The sequence below is a fragment of the Citrobacter sp. Cpo109 genome, from assembly GCF_030332565.1.
Classification (GTDB): Bacteria; Pseudomonadota; Gammaproteobacteria; order Enterobacterales; family Enterobacteriaceae; genus Citrobacter; species Citrobacter portucalensis.
Window position 1 is genome coordinate 1 of the sequence record NZ_JAOWHQ010000048.1, and the last position, 16699, is coordinate 16699.

The window sequence follows — 16699 nt, forward strand, 5'->3', positions numbered from 1 at the left end:
TGAACTGACCCCATAATGTTGGACAGTTTATTTTAAGCGGTTATCTGGGCCTGGGTTCGGTACTCTACCGGACTCAGGCCTTTCAGTTTCTGTTTTATTCTTTCATGGTTGTAATAGTGGATGTAGTCATCGATAGCCATGCGCAACTCGCTGATATTCTTGTGTTCCGTGAGGTAAAAACACTCAGATTTCAGTGTGCCGAAGAAGCTCTCCATCACTGCATTGTCATGACAGTTTCCCTTTCTTGACATGCTCTGTTTTAGACCCGCCTCCTTTAGCCGGTTCTGATAATGCGCCATCTGATATTGCCAGCCCTGATCTGAGTGGAGCAGCGGGTATTCGTTTTTGCCCAGTACAGATATAGCCTTCGACAGCATGTTATCCACCATCGACAGAAGAGGACGGGACTCCATCTGATACGCTACTATTTCTCCGTTATACAGATCCAGAACCGGGGACAGATACAGCTTTTCTCCGCTTATTTTAAATTCCGTGACATCTGTTACCCACTTCTGGTTGGGTTTATCCACACTGAACTGCCGGTTCAGTACATTACCCGCAACTTTCCCATGCCGGCCTTTGTAAGAGTTATATTTCTTCCTTCTGATACAACAGGTTAAATCTAACACCTTCATTAACCTCTGAACCGTTTTATGGTTCAGTAAGCTTCCTTCCCGGCGGCCAGCCAGCGTGATTCGCCTGTATCCATACCGTCCTTTATGTTTATGGAACAGCGTTAAAATATGCTGCTTATCATCGGCATATTTGTCTGGTTTTTTACCGTTGGCCAGTTGCCAGTAGAACGTGCTTCTTGCCAGCCCTGCAGCTTTTAATAAGCGTGCAAGAGGGAACTTCAGCCTTAACTCATTCACGACCTGCGCTTTATCCCGCGTCCTGACGTGCTTCTTTCCCTGAGTAAGGCCTGCAGCTTTTTTAGATATGCCACTTCAGCACGCAGTTGTTCAAGTTCCTCACGTTCATCCGGAGCAAGAGGGGTCTGCAAAGGAGGGACGGGGTGATTCTCAGGGCGTTCTGGCATCGTTTTTTTCCTGCGTCGACTGTCTGTAAGGGCTTCTAATCCCCCTTCATCATACAGTCGTTCCCACTGACTAACAGTGGAAAAGGCAGGGATAGTGAATTTTGCACAGACTTCGCGAACAGACAGCTGGTGTTCACGCATATGCAGGATAACGGACTCTTTAAAAGCAGGAGAATAGGTGAAATGCCGGGTTGTAAGCCCGGCTTCGCCATGGAGCTTCCAGGTAGCAGACCATTTACGAACGGCACTGTGATCGATACCAAAACGTTTTGCAGTCGCCTCCTGTCCTTCCAGCCCGGAAAGATAGTGCTGCACAACCTCAAGCTTGAAGCTGAGAGAATACTTGCTCATAAAAAACTGCACCTTACTTCGTTGGGTGTCCAACTTTTTGGGTGCAGTTCAGAAATGACCGGTTTTTTTATTTTGCAGGCTAAGCCAAAATCAAAAATGCCAGTAGCTCATTGCCAGGCCTAAGAACAGCACCAGACCGACGTAGTTATTGTTCATAAACGCTTTAAAGCAGGCATCACGTTCACGGTTGACGATCAGTTTCTGCTGATAGACAAACAGCGCGCCCGCCACCAGCAGAGACCAGTAATAGCCCAGTCCTAACCCGTTTAACCAGCCCACCAGCGCCATCAGCACCAGCACGCCTACCTGCAAAATACCAATAATCAGCTTGTCGTTCTGACCGAACAGGATCGCGGTCGATTTAATGCCGATCTTCAGGTCATCATCCCGGTCAACCATGGCGTACTGCGTATCATAAGCCACCGCCCAGAGAATATTCGCAAGGAACATCAGCCAGCAGCTCAGCGGTACGGACTCACTCACGGCGGCGAACGCCATCGGGATCGACCAGCCAAACGCCGCCCCCAGCACCACCTGCGGCAGATGCGTATAGCGCTTCATAAACGGGTAAACCCACGCTAATGCTAATGCCGCAACGGATAACAAAATGGTCATCGTGTTGAGGGTCAAAACCAGCAGGAAGGCCAGCAGCACCAGTACCACAAACAGCGTTCGGGCTTCTTTCTCGGTGACAGCCCCGCTCGGCAGCGGTCTATTCGCGGTGCGTTTGACGTGCCCGTCAAATTTCCTGTCGGCATAATCATTCACCACGCATCCGGCGGCGCGCATTAACCAAACGCCAGCGACAAAAACCGCCAGGATCCACAGTTGCGGCATGCCTGGGGTCGCCACCCACAGTGCCCACAGCGTAGGCCAGAGCAGCAGTAAGGCGCCGATTGGCTTATCCGTACGCATCAAGCGGTGAAACGCCAGCAGCTTATTCTGCGTCAGACTCCACTCCATCTTTATCTTCCTCTCAGTACAACGGCGACGCAGGCAGAAAAAGCTCGGTAAGCATCAGTGGCTTACCGCTCAGCCGCAGGCGGGAACGACGCCCCCACAGCGCTGCATCGCGGCCAATCTCAATAAAATCTCGGGTCAATGTCGATGACGTAAACAGGTAGCGTCCGAGCGGGGTTTTCCCAAGGTTCTGTAAGGCCAGTTCAGGGCCGCACAAGGTTGATTCAGGCACCACAGTCCGTCCGGCAAGCCAGGGTTCACCATCCGCGCATAACAGGATTTCACGTAACCAATAACGAGACTCTTTAGGCAGCAGCGTCAGTTCTTCAGCCACCTCATTTTGCCCAACGAATTCTTCGCGAATCAACGTTACGGTGACCTTTTTCCCCTGCTGCTCAAAACGTTTGGTCATGGAATCTTCCAGTAACAACCAGTCGAGCAGTTGGGCGTCCAGCGCTGGGATCGCATCAAAATAACGCAGCGCACGCAGTTGCGTTAACGCAGGGTGTGGCATGCCTTACTCTCCGATTTATAACCTGAAGGCATTGTATCGCAGAAAAGGCATTACGGGGTGAGCAAACACGATTAAGTGATCGGTAGGGCAACATAAGTGTAACAATTAGCACCGAAGGATAAAAAAAGGTGCGCCAGGAGACGCACCAGTTGTTGCAAAATCAACAATGTGGGGAGATGTTTACCCCTTGCCTTTTACACTGCTGATAAAGGTGGATCGGGCAGATTTGGATCCCAGACGTTCCGCTTCATCAAGCAGCTTCAGCGCTTTATCAACATCGCCTTTTGCAACTGCATCCTTAATCGCCTGATTAAAATAGCTTTCCGTGTCGTTCAACATTGGCTCGCTTTTCTTCACGGGTTGTGGTGCCGGAGCAGCAACGGCTGCCGCCGGAGCCGCGTAGGCCACCGCAGGTGCTGCGGTATTGCCAACCGTAACAGGACCTGGGCCGGAAGAACCAAACAGCGGCCCGACCAGCACGCTGGAGGAGGAGCTGGTTTTAACTTTCAGATGCAGCAGACCGTCGGTGGTGTGGCGGGCAATCGGGTCCGGAATATCCGGAACAGCGTTACCTACCCCCTTGGCATAGGCTTTTGCCGGGTCAAGCAGGGTTGTGGTCTGCTGGAGATCTTTATCAGTAGTAAAGACCAGAACATACAGTTTTTGCTGTCCCAGCGCTGGCGTCAGGCGCATCACCCCTTCCAGACGATCGGCACTCATCACACCCGGTGCCTGGTAGATAAAGTAACTGCTAGGGAAGAACGCAGATGGCGTCATGTTCTGATCAAGAATTAAGACGTTTGGCGCGAATACGCTGGTTTGTTTGTTAACTTCACTGCTCAGTGTCAGGGTCAGTTCACCAATGTTGGCCGGTACGCTGTAGGCGGCAACCGGGCCGCTAATACCGGCAATGTCCAGACGCTGTCCCGCTGTCGCCAACGAGGTTGATTGGGTTTTCGATTGATCAACTGGCGTCCAGGTTAACTGTTGCAACGCTGCAGTGGGAATAGCAGGCGCCGCGGTGGTGTTCTGCGGAACAATATTTACATCGGCCAGGCTGATGCCAGGCGCGCTGGCAAATAACCCTGCAGATAAACAAAGGGCAACGAGACTTTTCTTCATTTTCATTGTTATCACCTCAGATAGCATGGGTTCAGCGGTGGCCAGGCAATAGCGCGCTAAACCGTAATCAAGAGGGGCTCGCGCCCCTCTTTCGGTCTTTACGTCAGGTTAGTGCTGGATTACCACCAGATTTCCATCTGGGCACCGAAGGTCCATTCATCGCTGTCGCCACGGCCAAAGGAGCCGCCGTTAAAGCCGTCTTTAACTGCTTTACCGAAGTTCGCGTTATTAGATGGGTTACCGTTGTAGTCGTAGCCCCACTTCTCATCCCACTTAGCATAGGTTGCGAAGACGCGGATAGCCGGACGAGACCAGATGCTGTCGCCAGCCTGCCACTGTTGTGCCAGAGTAATTTTATACTGGTTGTTGGTATCGCCAGTTTCCTGGGATTTGACGTTGTCGTAGCCCACTTCCAACAAGGTGCTCATGATTGGCGTCCATTTGAACATTGGACGAACGCCCACGGTCCACCACTTAGTGCCGTTGTTGTTATCCCAGTCGATATCCTGGTACATACCGACGTACATCAGGTCCCAACGATCGCCCAGAGAGATTGCGCCGTGGTCGAGGATACGCAGCAGGCTGCCGTTGTTGTTAATGTCGTAAGCAAAGTTGGAGTTGCTATCAATGCCCACGCCAGAGCCCTGAGACAAACCTTTACCCTGAGAGGTCATGGAGTCGGTAGCGTACTGAACCACAAACTTGTTGTAGCCTTTCAGCATGCTTTGGGTGTGTTCAGCGGTGAACATCCAGCCATCTTTAGATGCGCCGTCAACCAGGCGATAATCATCGCGCGGGTTTGCACGACCGTAGTCAACGCCCAGTTCCAGCGTACCGCCTGGGTTAATTTCCATCTGCGCTAAACGAACGTCAAATACGTCGTTCGCGGTACGGGTGGTGTAATCATAAATGCTGTTGCTGGCGAAGGAGGAAGAACCGCCCGCTTCAGAAGAACGGGTTGCAGCCAGAGACAGTTTACCGAAGCCTACATCGATGTTTTCCAGACCCGCACCAGGACCTGAAATATCCCAGTAGTAGAAGTCGATCATGTGGACGTCATGACGCTGATAGAAACGTTTACCGGCCCAGATGGTGGAACCCGGCAGCCATTCAATCAGGTTTTTACCCTGCACGTTGGCTTCGCGGAAAGCAGGATCGGTCGCTTCCCAGTCATTCTGCTGTGCAACGGAGTAGGCAACGTTGGTGTCGAAGTAGAAGCTCTTATCGCCCTCTTTCCACACTTCCTGACCTAATTTGATTTCCGCATAGGTTTCACATTCGTTACCAAGACGGTATTTACTTTGGGCACCAGTTGCCTGGAAACACTGTTGTTCACCGCCGCTACCTGTCCAGCCAATGCCGGAACGAGCATAACCATGGAAATCCACAGCCATTGCCTGAACAGACATAATGCCTGCTGCTACAGCAACCGCCAGAGGGAGTTTGCGCAGAGTAATCATCGTTCTATCTCCTGAGATCATTGCTTTTCTTTAAACGCTGCCACCTTCTAAAACTGCGAATGGTTTTGCGTTTCGTTTTTTTATGGGGACCTTAAACGCCCGGCTCTTTGTGCAACCGACGACATGCAGTGCCATCCTCACGGAACAGATGGCAACGCTCTGGCGGCAGGCCGATAGCGAATGTGGCACCCTCTTCTACCAACACCACGTCGTTCTGGCGGTAAACCAGGTTTTGACGGATGGCGGGGATCTGGATATGAATTTGTGTTTCGTGACCAAGCTGCTCGACCACCTGCACTTCACCTTCGAGGGTGACATCGGCGATATCGCTGGGCAGCAGATGTTCCGGGCGGATACCTAAAGACATGTTGGCGCCAACCTGTACCGCATGGCTGTCTACCGGGAGCCATATTTGCTGGCGGTTGGGCAGTTCAACCTGCACCTGATCGATAGCCGTTGCCGTGACTTTCACCGGCAGGAAGTTCATCTTCGGTGAACCAATGAAGCCCGCCACAAAGCGGTCAGCCGGGTAGTGATACAGTTCCAGAGGCTTACCAACCTGCGCTACGCGACCGGCATCCAGCACCACAATTTTGTCGGCCAGCGTCATCGCTTCGACCTGATCGTGGGTAACGTAAATCATCGTGCGGCCAAGACGTTTATGCAGGCGGGAGATTTCAATACGCATCTGCACGCGCAGAGCGGCATCGAGGTTCGACAGTGGTTCGTCCAGCAGGAATACGCGCGGTTCGGCGACCAGCGTACGGCCAATCGCCACACGCTGACGTTGTCCGCCGGAAAGCGCTTTTGGTTTACGCTCCAGCAGGTGTGCCAGTTGCAGAACTTCCGCAACCTGGTTCACGCGCTGGTTCATCACCTCTTTTTTCGCTCCGGCCAGTTTGAGGCCGAACGACATGTTTTCCGCGACGGACAAATGGGGATACAACGCGTAGGACTGAAAGACCATGCCTACACCACGTTCGGCGGGCGGAATGTCGTTCATCCGGGTCTCCCCGATAAACAGGTCACCACTGGTGATGGTTTCAAGTCCGGCGATCATACGCAGCAAGGTCGACTTACCGCAGCCTGACGGTCCGACAAACACCACGAATTCCCCTTCGTGAATGTCGAGATTGATATCTTTCGATACCACCACGTCACCCCAGGCTTTCGTTACATTTCGTAGCTGTACGCTCGCCATGCCCTTCTCCCTTCGTTACAACCTGTCATCGACAGCAACATTCATGATGGGCTGACTATGCGCGATCCCTTGACTGCGTGAATCCTCCACCCCCCGGCTTTTTTATGGGGGAGGAGGCGGGAGGATGAGAGAGCAGCGTCTGAGACCCGGGCCACCAGCCTCAGAGGAATTTCGTGATGCAGCCTGCAAAAATCGGTGGGTTTTTATGTGCGCCAGTACGCAATACTCACATTTATGTAACACAGATCACATAAAGAGCGGGTGGGGCGTAGGGGTAAGGAGGATGGAAAGAGGTTGTCGTATAAAGAAACTAGTAACCGTTAAGCCACCTCTGCAAAATCACCAAACAGGATGGGAACTATGAAAATCAAAACTGGCGCACGCATCCTCGCATTGTCTGCATTAACGACGATGATGTTTTCCGCCTCGGCTCTCGCCAAGATTGAAGAAGGTAAGCTGGTTATCTGGATTAACGGCGACAAAGGCTATAACGGCCTCGCTGAAGTGGGCAAAAAATTCGAGAAAGACACCGGGATCAAAGTCACTATTGAGCACCCTGACAAACTGGAAGAGAAATTCCCGCAGGTTGCCGCGACCGGCGACGGTCCGGACATCATCTTCTGGGCACATGACCGTTTTGGCGGCTACGCTCAGTCTGGCCTGCTGGCTGAAATCACACCTGACAAAGCCTTCCAGGACAAGCTCTATCCGTTCACCTGGGATGCCGTACGCTATAACGGCAAACTGATTGCCTACCCGATCGCGGTTGAAGCGCTGTCGCTGATTTACAACAAAGACCTCGTTCCAAATCCACCGAAAACCTGGGAAGAAATTCCTGCACTGGATAAAGAGCTGAAGGCGAAAGGTAAATCCGCGCTGATGTTTAACCTGCAAGAACCGTACTTCACCTGGCCGCTGATTGCCGCCGACGGTGGTTACGCGTTCAAGTTTGAGAACGGTAAGTACGATGTGAAAGACGTGGGCGTGGATAACGCTGGCGCGAAAGCGGGTCTGACCTTCCTGGTTGATCTGATCAAGAACAAACACATGAACGCGGATACTGATTACTCCATCGCCGAAGCGGCCTTTAACAAAGGCGATACCGCGATGACCATCAACGGTCCGTGGGCGTGGTCCAACATCGATAAGAGTAAAATCAACTACGGCGTCACGCTGCTGCCAACCTTCAAAGGCAAAGCGTCTAAACCGTTTGTTGGCGTTCTGAGCGCCGGTATCAACGCCGCCAGCCCGAACAAAGAACTGGCGAAAGAGTTCCTCGAAAACTACCTGCTGACCGATCAGGGTCTGGATGAAGTGAACAAGGACAAACCGCTGGGCGCCGTTGCGCTGAAATCCTTCCAGGATCAGTTAGCGAAAGACCCACGTATCGCCGCCACTATGGATAACGCCCAGAAAGGCGAAATCATGCCGAACATCCCACAGATGTCCGCATTCTGGTATGCCGTTCGTACCGCAGTGATCAATGCAGCCAGCGGCCGTCAGACCGTCGATGCCGCACTGAAAGACGCGCAGGGTCGTATCACCAAGTAGTGCTGTAGCACACGTGCCGGATGGCGGCATAAATGCCTTATCCGGCCTACAACTCACCGTAGGCCTGATAAGCGCAGCGCCATCAGGCACTTTTGCCGACAGATGTTCAATGTTGTAGAGGAAGATCCCCATGGATGTCATTAAAAAGAAACACTGGTGGCAAAGCGACACGCTGAAATGGTCAGTGATGGGTCTGCTTGGGCTGCTGGTCGGTTACCTTGTTGTTTTGATGTACGCTCAGGGGGAGTACCTGTTTGCCATCATGACGCTGATTTTAAGCTCTGCTGGCCTGTATATTTTCGCTAACCGTAAAGCCTATGCCTGGCGCTATGTTTACCCGGGCGTTGCCGGTATGGGGCTGTTTGTCCTGTTTCCGCTGATTTGTACGATCGCCATTGCCTTTACCAACTACAGCAGTACCAACCAGCTGACCTTTGAACGCGCTCAGGAAGTCCTGATGGATCGTTCGTATCAGGCTGGGAAAACCTACAACTTTGGCCTGTATCCGGCGGGTGATGAGTGGCAACTGGCCCTCACCGACGGTGAAACCGGCAAGAATTACCTTTCTGACGCTTTTAAATTTGGCGGCGAGCAGAAACTGCAACTGAAAGAAGCCGAGGCGCTGCCGGCAGGCGAACGTGCAACACTGCGTATCATCACGCAGAATCGCCAGGCGCTTACCCAATTGACCGCCATCCTGCCGGATGAAAGCAAAGTTACCATGAGTTCGCTGCGCCAGTTTTCCGGCACGCAGCCACTTTATACGCTCGCTGAAGACGGCACACTCACCAACAGCCAGAGCGGCGTAAAATACCGCGCCAACAACGATATTGGTTATTATCAGGCGATTAACGCTGACGGTAGCTGGGGTAGCGAAAAACTCAGCCCGGGCTACACCGTTGCCATCGGCTGGGATAACTTCACCCGCGTGTTTACCGACGAAGGCATCCAGAAACCGTTCTTCGCCATCTTCGTCTGGACGGTGGTCTTCTCGGTACTGACCGTTATTTTGACCGTTGCCGTGGGCATGGTGCTGGCCTGTCTCGTACAGTGGGAGTCTCTCAAAGGCAAAGCGATTTACCGCGTCCTGCTGATTCTTCCGTATGCCGTACCGTCGTTTATCTCGATTCTGATTTTCAAGGGCTTATTCAACCAGAGCTTTGGTGAAATCAACATGATGCTGAGCGCGCTGTTTGGCATCAAACCGGCCTGGTTCAGCGATCCAACCACCGCGCGTTCGATGATTATTATCGTCAACACCTGGCTCGGTTATCCATACATGATGATCCTGTGCATGGGTCTGCTGAAAGCGATTCCTGACGACCTGTATGAAGCCTCAGCGATGGATGGCGCAGGTCCGTTCCAGAACTTCTTTAAGATAACGCTACCGCTGTTGATTAAGCCGCTGACGCCGCTGATGATCGCCAGCTTCGCCTTTAACTTTAACAACTTCGTGCTGATTCAGCTGTTGACCAACGGTGGTCCGGACCGTCTTGGTACCACCACACCAGCCGGTTATACCGACCTGCTGGTGAGCTACACCTACCGTATCGCCTTTGAAGGCGGCGGTGGTCAGGACTTCGGTCTGGCGGCGGCGATTGCCACGCTGATCTTCCTGCTGGTTGGTGCGCTGGCGATTGTGAACCTGAAAGCCACACGTATGAAGTTTGATTAGGGGAGATAACGACAATGGCTATGGTCCAACCGAAATCACAAAAGTTACGTTTATTCGCAACGCACTTAGGGCTGCTGATTTTTATCGCGGCGATCATGTTCCCGCTGCTGATGGTTATCGCTATCTCGCTGCGCGAAGGTAACTTTGCCACCGGCAGCCTGATCCCGGAAAACATCTCCTGGGAACACTGGAAACTGGCGCTGGGCTTTAGCGTTGAACACGCGGATGGCCGTGTGACGCCACCGCCGTTCCCGGTACTGTTATGGCTGTGGAACTCGGTGAAAGTGGCCAGCATTACCGCGATCGGTATCGTGACGCTTTCCACTACCTGTGCTTACGCCTTTGCTCGTATGCGTTTCCCGGGCAAAGCAACCCTGCTGAAAGGGATGCTGATTTTCCAGATGTTCCCGGCGGTGCTGTCTCTGGTCGCGTTGTATGCTTTGTTTGATCGCCTGGGCCAGTACATTCCGTTTATCGGCCTGAACACGCACGGCGGCGTGATCTTCGCCTACCTCGGCGGTATTGCGCTGCATGTTTGGACGATAAAGGGCTATTTCGAAACTATAGACGGTTCACTGGAAGAAGCGGCCGCGCTGGATGGCGCTACGCCGTGGCAGGCATTCCGCCTGGTGCTACTGCCGCTTTCCGTTCCGATTCTGGCGGTCGTGTTTATTCTGTCTTTCATTGCCGCTATTACCGAAGTACCGGTCGCGTCACTGCTGCTGCGTGATGTGAACAGCTATACCCTTGCGGTAGGTATGCAGCAGTACCTCAACCCACAGAACTATTTGTGGGGCGACTTTGCCGCCGCGGCTGTACTTTCAGCCATTCCGATCACTCTGGTGTTCTTGCTGGCGCAGCGCTGGCTAGTCAACGGTCTGACCGCGGGTGGTGTGAAAGGTTAAGTTTTACCGAAGTACCTGCCCGGCAACGGGCAATGCCACTGCAACCCTCAACTTATGTTATCCCAACCTGTGACTGTTATTCGGCGCTCTACGGAGCGCCCTTTTTTTATGTTATTTTGCATCACTGTTACGATTATTTCCTTTCGTGCTCTCCATCACTGCAATTCTATTTCCTGTCTGAATATAGATAAATCAAACAGAATTAAGATCACAGAAAAGACAAAACGTAATTGCAATGTAAAAAATGATAATTGTCTTCCCTGCCTGTTAAATTCAACATCACAGCACTGATCAAAAGAGCTGTATCCTCTAAGGCAGGTCTGAATGAACTCTCAATATAATTCCAGTTATATTTTTTCGATTACATTAGTGGCAACGTTAGGAGGGCTATTATTCGGCTACGACACTGCGGTCATATCCGGAACGGTAGAATCCCTGAATACCGTGTTTGTCGCCCCACAACATTTAAGTGAATCCGCCGCCAACTCGCTGTTGGGCTTTTGCGTCGCCAGTGCGTTGATAGGCTGCATCATCGGCGGTGCCCTGGGCGGCTATTGTAGTAACCGGTTTGGCCGCCGGGACTCGCTGAAAATCGCGGCTCTGCTGTTCTTTATTTCCGGTATTGGTTCCGCCTGGCCAGAATTAGGTTTTACGACTATTAACCCAGATAACGCCGTACCCGTTTATTTAGCCGGATACGTTCCCGAATTTGTTATTTATCGTATCATTGGGGGTATTGGCGTAGGTTTAGCTTCAATGCTCTCACCAATGTATATTGCAGAACTGGCGCCCGCACACATTCGCGGGAAACTGGTGTCATTTAACCAGTTCGCCATTATTTTTGGTCAACTGTTAGTGTATTGCGTTAACTATTTTATCGCACGTTCAGGCGACGCCAACTGGCTGAATACCGATGGCTGGCGCTATATGTTTGCGTCCGAAAGTATTCCCGCCCTGCTGTTTTTACTGCTGCTGTACACCGTACCAGAAAGCCCGCGCTGGCTGATGGCACGTGGCAGACACGAGCAGGCGGAAGGTATTCTGCGCAAAATTATGGGCAGCGCCCTCGCCACCCAGGCCATGCAGGAGATCAATCAGTCTCTGGAACATGGTCGTAAAACCGGCGGCCGCCTGCTGATGTTTGGCGCAGGCGTTATCGTCATCGGCGTAATGCTGTCCATCTTCCAGCAATTCGTCGGTATTAACGTCGTGCTCTACTACGCCCCGGAGGTGTTTAAAACGCTGGGAGCCAGCACCGATGTGGCGCTGTTACAGACCATCATTGTTGGCGTGATCAACCTGAGCTTCACCGTGCTGGCGATCATGACGGTGGATAAATTTGGTCGAAAACCGCTGCAGATTATTGGCGCTCTGGGCATGGCCATCGGTATGTTCAGCCTCGGTACCGCGTTTTATACCCAGGCTTCCGGGCTGGTTGCTCTGCTGTCGATGCTGTTTTACGTCGCCGCATTCGCCATGTCCTGGGGACCGGTTTGCTGGGTGTTGCTGGCAGAAATCTTCCCCAATGCGATTCGTGGCAAAGCGCTCGCCATTGCCGTTGCCGCTCAATGGCTGGCGAACTACTTCGTCTCCTGGACCTTCCCGATGATGGACAAAAATTCGTGGCTGGTTTCCCATTTCCACAACGGTTTCTCCTACTGGATTTACGGTTGTATGGGTATTCTGGCGGCGCTGTTTATGTGGAAGTTTGTACCGGAAACCAAAGGCAAAACGCTGGAAGAACTTGAAGAACTGTGGGAACCCGCCGCAGAGAAAACCCAGCCTGCCTCTGCGCAGTAATCCTGACCTGCAACACGCCGCGGTCCGATTGCGGCGTGTTGTCTTTTACTCTCGCTTCAGCCGTTTGGAATTACACAGCCACAGGGTGATCACCAGCAGCAGGATCGCCGCGGAATAGATCAGTACATCCATCGGTGCTTTATGATCGACGATGATCAACCGCACAATCGCGGTGATCCCAATATAGACAAAATAGCGCAACGGAAAGTGAAACCCTGACTGAAAGTACTTCACAATCAGCGCGATAAATTCAAAGTAGAGGAAGTAAACCACCAGCCCTTCCACCAGCTCATACTTGCTTGTTTGTTCCGGCGCGAACAGCACATCCGCCAGATGCAGCGTTTCTTTCCCGAGGAATACAACCAGGATCAGGCCCAGAGTCAGCAGCCCCAGATTCAACACGGTCTGTAAGATGGTGGAGATAAACTCCACGCGCGGACGAGATAGCGACGTCATAACAGCACCTCTTACTCAGTGGCGAGGTTCCTGTATAACGCAAAAATGTGACAGAGATCTACATTTTTTGTTTATTTTTTGTTCTCCAGAAGGTCCTTGCCGGATGGCGGCTTTGCCTTATCCGGCCTACGGCCCGGTAAGCTCTGCGCACCAGGCGATCGCGTATTACCGGAAGTTCTCACTTCTGTCGCTGGTCATGTCGTACAGACCAAACTTACGTCCAAGCTGCTGGCCGCCATCACGCGTTAACGGCGTCCAGCCAATCGCCGCACGGCTGCGGGTCGGGCCAGACGAGAACAGATCCAGCGGCACGGATACGTACACCCCTTTGGTAAAATCACCCTCTCCGTACTCATCCGGCGAGGCGTCGGTGATGGTCGCATAGCCGCCGACCACAACGCCGCTGTCAAAGCGCTTCGCCACTTCCAGCGTTCCGCCCTTATCTCCCGCCAGATACTGGCCCACGCTGGCTTTTACCAGTACATCCTGAGCGAATGACGGATTCCAGTACGCCGTCAAATGCCCGGTCTTCACGCTGTAGTCGGTGAATTTCATCATATCCTGCGCGCTACGCCAGTCACGCTGTTTCACGTAGTTGGCATCAACACCCAACGCCCAGTTGCTGTCCAGCGGACGATACAGCACTTCCGCCCCCGCTCCGCCGTACATGGTTTCCAGATAGCCACCGTAAACCTGTCCGTAGAACCCGTTTCCGAGTGACTGGAAGTAGTTGGCCTGCAGGTTATTCACGTAGACATCGTTTTGCACATACTCGCGCACATGGGTACGCACTCGTGGCAAATGCGAATCCTGCGGCGGGTTGGTGTAGTTAAATTTGTCATAGTTATTGGCGAGGTTGGCGAACAAACTTCCGGTGGTCAGCAGGTGATCGGTAACCCACCAATCCGCCGTTCCCATCACGCCCAACTGATACATATAGAAGTTTTCCGGGCCGCCCACTGACTGGTTAAGCACCGGATCGATGTGGAAATCGAAGCGTGACTTATCGATATACCAGCCCTGCTCGGTCGTTTTCGGCACCACAGGCTCAACGCGTTTTTGCGCCAGCTGGGTTTCATGGCCCAACGGTTCGCCTTCCAGATGACGCTTGAGGCTGGAAACCTCCGTTTCGGTCGTCACCTGCGGTAAGTTAAGACGTTTTTCCGTAATACGGATCGTGCGGATCCCGTCGGGAAGATCGTTCATCACGATCCGGTTGGCACGTTCGATCCCTTCGCGCGAATCACGATATTTCACCTGTTCACCGGTCACATACAGCGTATCGCCCTGCACCTGAATTTTAGGATCGGCCAGTCCGGCGTTATATTTCAGCAGCGTTAACTGATTCGCCACCACCGAGTGTTGCAGGATGGCATCCTGCGGCTGTGGCTGATATTTCGGGCGGGCGTTGTCGTTATAGTTTGGCCGCAGATCGTTGAAGTTAGTCCGCAGCGTGACCCCAAACATAAAGGTGTTCCCGCGCTCATAGCTGAGGTTAACGTCGGCCCAATCGGTGGCGCGATAAATAGCGCCGACGTTAAACTTGCTCTTCTGATCCAGCTTGCCCGCAAAATCCTGCTGGTAATTGTTTCCCTCATACTCCAGTTTCAGACGCAACGGCTGCCAGGGTGTCTGATACTCGACGCCGCCAAACAGCGATGCCGGGCCGTGGAACATCTGGCTGCCGTCAATAGAACCGGCCTGCTTGTAGCTGTTATCGCGATAGCAGAATTTATCGCTGTATGAGCAAAACGGATTGCTGACGTTGCCGCTGGTCCCGAGATATCCCCAACCCAGACCAAGCGAGAAATCAAACGGCCCCCAGGCTTTATTCGCCACAATATACTCCGCATCGAACAGGCCAGTTCCGCCAATATCTCGTGCGCCAACCGCCACCTGTGGCATCCAGTAACTCTCTTCCCACAGCCGCAGTTTGAGATCAAAAGCTTTATCCTTGTAAGTCTGATCGCCAGAAAACGACTCCACGCTACTGTATTTTTTGGTACGCACATCGGTATAGCGCAGCGTGGTTTCCAGCCACGGGAAGAGCTGCACCGACGCAGAGTAGTAGCGGTACTGATCGTTATCGCGGTAATTGAGGCTCATTTCGCCCTCGCGCGCCATGCGTGCGGTTGGGGTTTGCAGCAGCCCCACGCCGCCAAAATCGGACTGCGAAGGTCCAATGGGCGCGGGCCAGGTTTCACCATGGCAGGCAACGCTTACGCCCAGCGCCAATACGCTGAGCAGGTAAGTTTTTCTCATTATTCGGGTATCCGCTGGGTCAGGGTGCGAAGAATGTCGGCATTAATTTCATCCGGGGTGCTGCTCCAGACAGCATCAGAGAGTCCGACATAAATGATGCTGCCGGGCATCGGCTCAACGTGACGTTTGTTCCAGTAAGCGACCGGTACTTTTTGCGTGCGCCCGTCGGGATAGATAACCCAGGCGAAGCTACGATCCGCGCCGCTGAGCCGACTTTGCCCATCGAGATAACTGGCAACATCACGCCCGGGCATAAACGGTTGTTTACCCGGATGGCTTAGCAGGCCAAACAGCGTGATATGCGTTGGCTGCGCTCCGACCCACAGCGTGTAATTGCCCTGCAACGGCGGGTTGCCTCGCTCGCTGACGCGCACAACATCCGGGTCAAGATTAATCATCTGCCTGCCGGTCACCTTCAACGCCTGAATTTGCTGGCGTAATGCGTTGATAGCGGCAGCATCGTCACCGCTTTCTTCAGCGACCAGCGTCGCCAGGCGAGCCAGTAATGCCTGCTGCTGACGTCCCGCCTCCGTCGTTGCCCGCTCTTCGCTGATAACCGCACCTGGCCACCAGCTATTGCTCAACAGCGGCTGTCCGACCAGGTCGAGCAGATGTTCGGCCCCGGTCAGCGTTTTTGGCTCTTCGCTGGCGGAGGTAAAGACCTTAACGCTGCCCGCAGCAAAAACAGACGCTGCGCTCAGGCTCAACAGCAGCGCCATAACGGCTCGTTTGATCATGATTTTGCCGCCTTAATCAGCGTGGTTTTCACCGGGAAGTAATGCGCGCCAAGATACTGTTCCGACTGGCGAATCTGCCCTTCACTGTCGATCCAGTAGCGGTTATGCCAGCGCGTTTGATCGGTGGTTACCTCTTCATCGAGGATCCGTACCGGCGTGTCATCGCTGCCGACCTTGATGGTGTCTGCGCCATCCCATTTGAAAACCGAGCGCGCGGTGGCATAGCGTACCTGCTGATGTGCAGTCCAGCCCATTGTGCGGGTCCACGTTACGCCATCGACTATCTGATTGGGTTTGATGAGTGGGTCTGCCGCCAGATTATTCACCTCGATTAGGTTGTCCCCACCGAGATGCGTTTTCACAATGCGCCCATGCTGCGTGACGAGAATAGCCCGATCCTGAGTCACCCATTTCTGCTGTCCGTTTTCCGCAAACGCGAGTACCACAAACAGCTGGGGGCCGCCGTTTAGCTGCATATACTGGCTGGCGTAGGGCATATTTTGGATTTCATCGTCCGTCATCTGTACGCCGGGAGTACCAAACACGCTATCCCACAGCGAATGCCCCAACCCTTCGGTGGTGGCTGAGCACGCCTGCAGTAACAGGCAAACCATTATGAGCGCTGGTCGCTTCACGACGTTTCTCCGCATTATTGCCGGGTGGCGC

14 protein-coding genes and 1 pseudogene are annotated in these 16699 nt (G+C 53.1%); 4 read left to right on the plus strand and 11 right to left on the minus strand.

Going from position 1 to position 16699, the window contains the following annotated elements; genetic code table 11:
• Nucleotides 1-32: 32 nt before the first annotated feature.
• The 6 genes from OGY71_RS05940 to malK all read right to left on the minus strand — a co-directional run bounded on the left by OGY71_RS05940 (nucleotide 33) and on the right by malK (nucleotide 6647).
• Nucleotides 33-1390, minus strand: a protein-coding gene (locus OGY71_RS05940; protein ID WP_286612912.1) for an IS3 family transposase whose coding sequence is annotated in 2 segments (ribosomal slippage) — nucleotides 33-928 and nucleotides 928-1390 — 1359 coding nt in all. Because the reading frame shifts where the segments join, the coding sequence is not laid out codon by codon here.
• A gap of 90 nt (nucleotides 1391-1480) precedes the next feature.
• Nucleotides 1481-2353 carry a 4-hydroxybenzoate octaprenyltransferase gene (ubiA, locus tag OGY71_RS05945; protein WP_003826589.1) on the minus strand — a complete coding sequence of 291 codons (873 nt, stop codon included), beginning with the start codon at nucleotides 2351-2353 and terminating at the stop codon, nucleotides 1481-1483.
• A 13-nt stretch (nucleotides 2354-2366) separates the two neighbouring features.
• Nucleotides 2367-2864 (minus strand): chorismate lyase, encoded by a 498-nt coding sequence (gene ubiC, locus OGY71_RS05950; protein ID WP_003826587.1) that lies wholly within the window; start codon nucleotides 2862-2864, stop codon nucleotides 2367-2369.
• Nucleotides 2865-3044: 180 nt separating this feature from the next.
• Nucleotides 3045-3992, minus strand: coding sequence for a maltose operon protein MalM (gene malM / locus OGY71_RS05955; RefSeq protein WP_286612981.1), 948 nt, complete (start codon nucleotides 3990-3992; stop codon nucleotides 3045-3047).
• Nucleotides 3993-4105: 113 nt separating this feature from the next.
• On the minus strand, nucleotides 4106-5446 hold the full coding sequence (locus tag OGY71_RS05960) for a maltoporin (RefSeq protein ID WP_079938960.1): 1341 nt from the start codon (nucleotides 5444-5446) through the stop codon (nucleotides 4106-4108).
• 91 nt (nucleotides 5447-5537) lie between these two features.
• The gene (malK, locus tag OGY71_RS05965; protein WP_003826581.1) at nucleotides 5538-6647 is read right to left on the minus strand and encodes a maltose/maltodextrin ABC transporter ATP-binding protein MalK; all 1110 of its coding nucleotides are present in this window, start codon (nucleotides 6645-6647) and stop codon (nucleotides 5538-5540) included.
• A 360-nt stretch (nucleotides 6648-7007) separates the two neighbouring features.
• Here malK and malE point away from each other — a divergent pair, with 360 nt between their 5' ends.
• On the plus strand, nucleotides 7008-8198 hold the full coding sequence (gene malE, locus OGY71_RS05970) for a maltose/maltodextrin ABC transporter substrate-binding protein MalE (RefSeq protein WP_003031680.1): 1191 nt from the start codon (nucleotides 7008-7010) through the stop codon (nucleotides 8196-8198).
• Nucleotides 8199-8213: 15 nt separating this feature from the next.
• Here the strand turns inward: malE and OGY71_RS23275 are convergent.
• A pseudogene (locus OGY71_RS23275) lies at nucleotides 8214-8288 on the minus strand (hypothetical protein); the annotation flags it as partial.
• 40 nt (nucleotides 8289-8328) lie between these two features.
• On the opposite strand from OGY71_RS23275, the gene malF reads away from it, so the two are divergent.
• The 3 genes from malF to xylE all read left to right on the plus strand — a co-directional run bounded on the left by malF (nucleotide 8329) and on the right by xylE (nucleotide 12578).
• Nucleotides 8329-9873 (plus strand): maltose ABC transporter permease MalF, encoded by a 1545-nt coding sequence (malF, locus tag OGY71_RS05975; protein WP_003826577.1) that lies wholly within the window; start codon nucleotides 8329-8331, stop codon nucleotides 9871-9873.
• Between the two features lie 14 nt (nucleotides 9874-9887).
• Nucleotides 9888-10778, plus strand: coding sequence for a maltose ABC transporter permease MalG (malG, locus tag OGY71_RS05980; RefSeq protein WP_003826575.1), 891 nt, complete (start codon nucleotides 9888-9890; stop codon nucleotides 10776-10778).
• A 324-nt stretch (nucleotides 10779-11102) separates the two neighbouring features.
• A complete protein-coding gene (gene xylE / locus OGY71_RS05985) occupies nucleotides 11103-12578 on the plus strand; it encodes a D-xylose transporter XylE (protein WP_003826574.1) in 1476 nt (491 codons plus the stop codon).
• 45 nt (nucleotides 12579-12623) lie between these two features.
• On the opposite strand, the gene psiE is transcribed toward xylE, so the two are convergent.
• The 4 genes from psiE to OGY71_RS06005 form a co-directional block, all read right to left on the minus strand.
• Entirely contained in the window at nucleotides 12624-13034 is a 411-nt protein-coding gene (gene psiE, locus OGY71_RS05990) for a phosphate-starvation-inducible protein PsiE (protein WP_063941223.1), read from the minus strand.
• Nucleotides 13035-13199: 165 nt separating this feature from the next.
• Nucleotides 13200-15296, minus strand: coding sequence for a YjbH domain-containing protein (locus OGY71_RS05995; protein ID WP_286612983.1), 2097 nt, complete (start codon nucleotides 15294-15296; stop codon nucleotides 13200-13202).
• Nucleotides 15296-16033, minus strand: a complete 738-nt coding sequence (locus OGY71_RS06000; RefSeq protein WP_286612985.1) for a capsule biosynthesis GfcC family protein — start codon at nucleotides 16031-16033, stop codon at nucleotides 15296-15298. Before OGY71_RS06000 ends, OGY71_RS05995 begins: the two co-directional genes overlap by 1 nt.
• Nucleotides 16030-16668 (minus strand): YjbF family lipoprotein, encoded by a 639-nt coding sequence (locus tag OGY71_RS06005; protein WP_286612988.1) that lies wholly within the window; start codon nucleotides 16666-16668, stop codon nucleotides 16030-16032. Before OGY71_RS06005 ends, OGY71_RS06000 begins: the two co-directional genes overlap by 4 nt.
• Nucleotides 16669-16699: the final 31 nt, after the last annotated feature.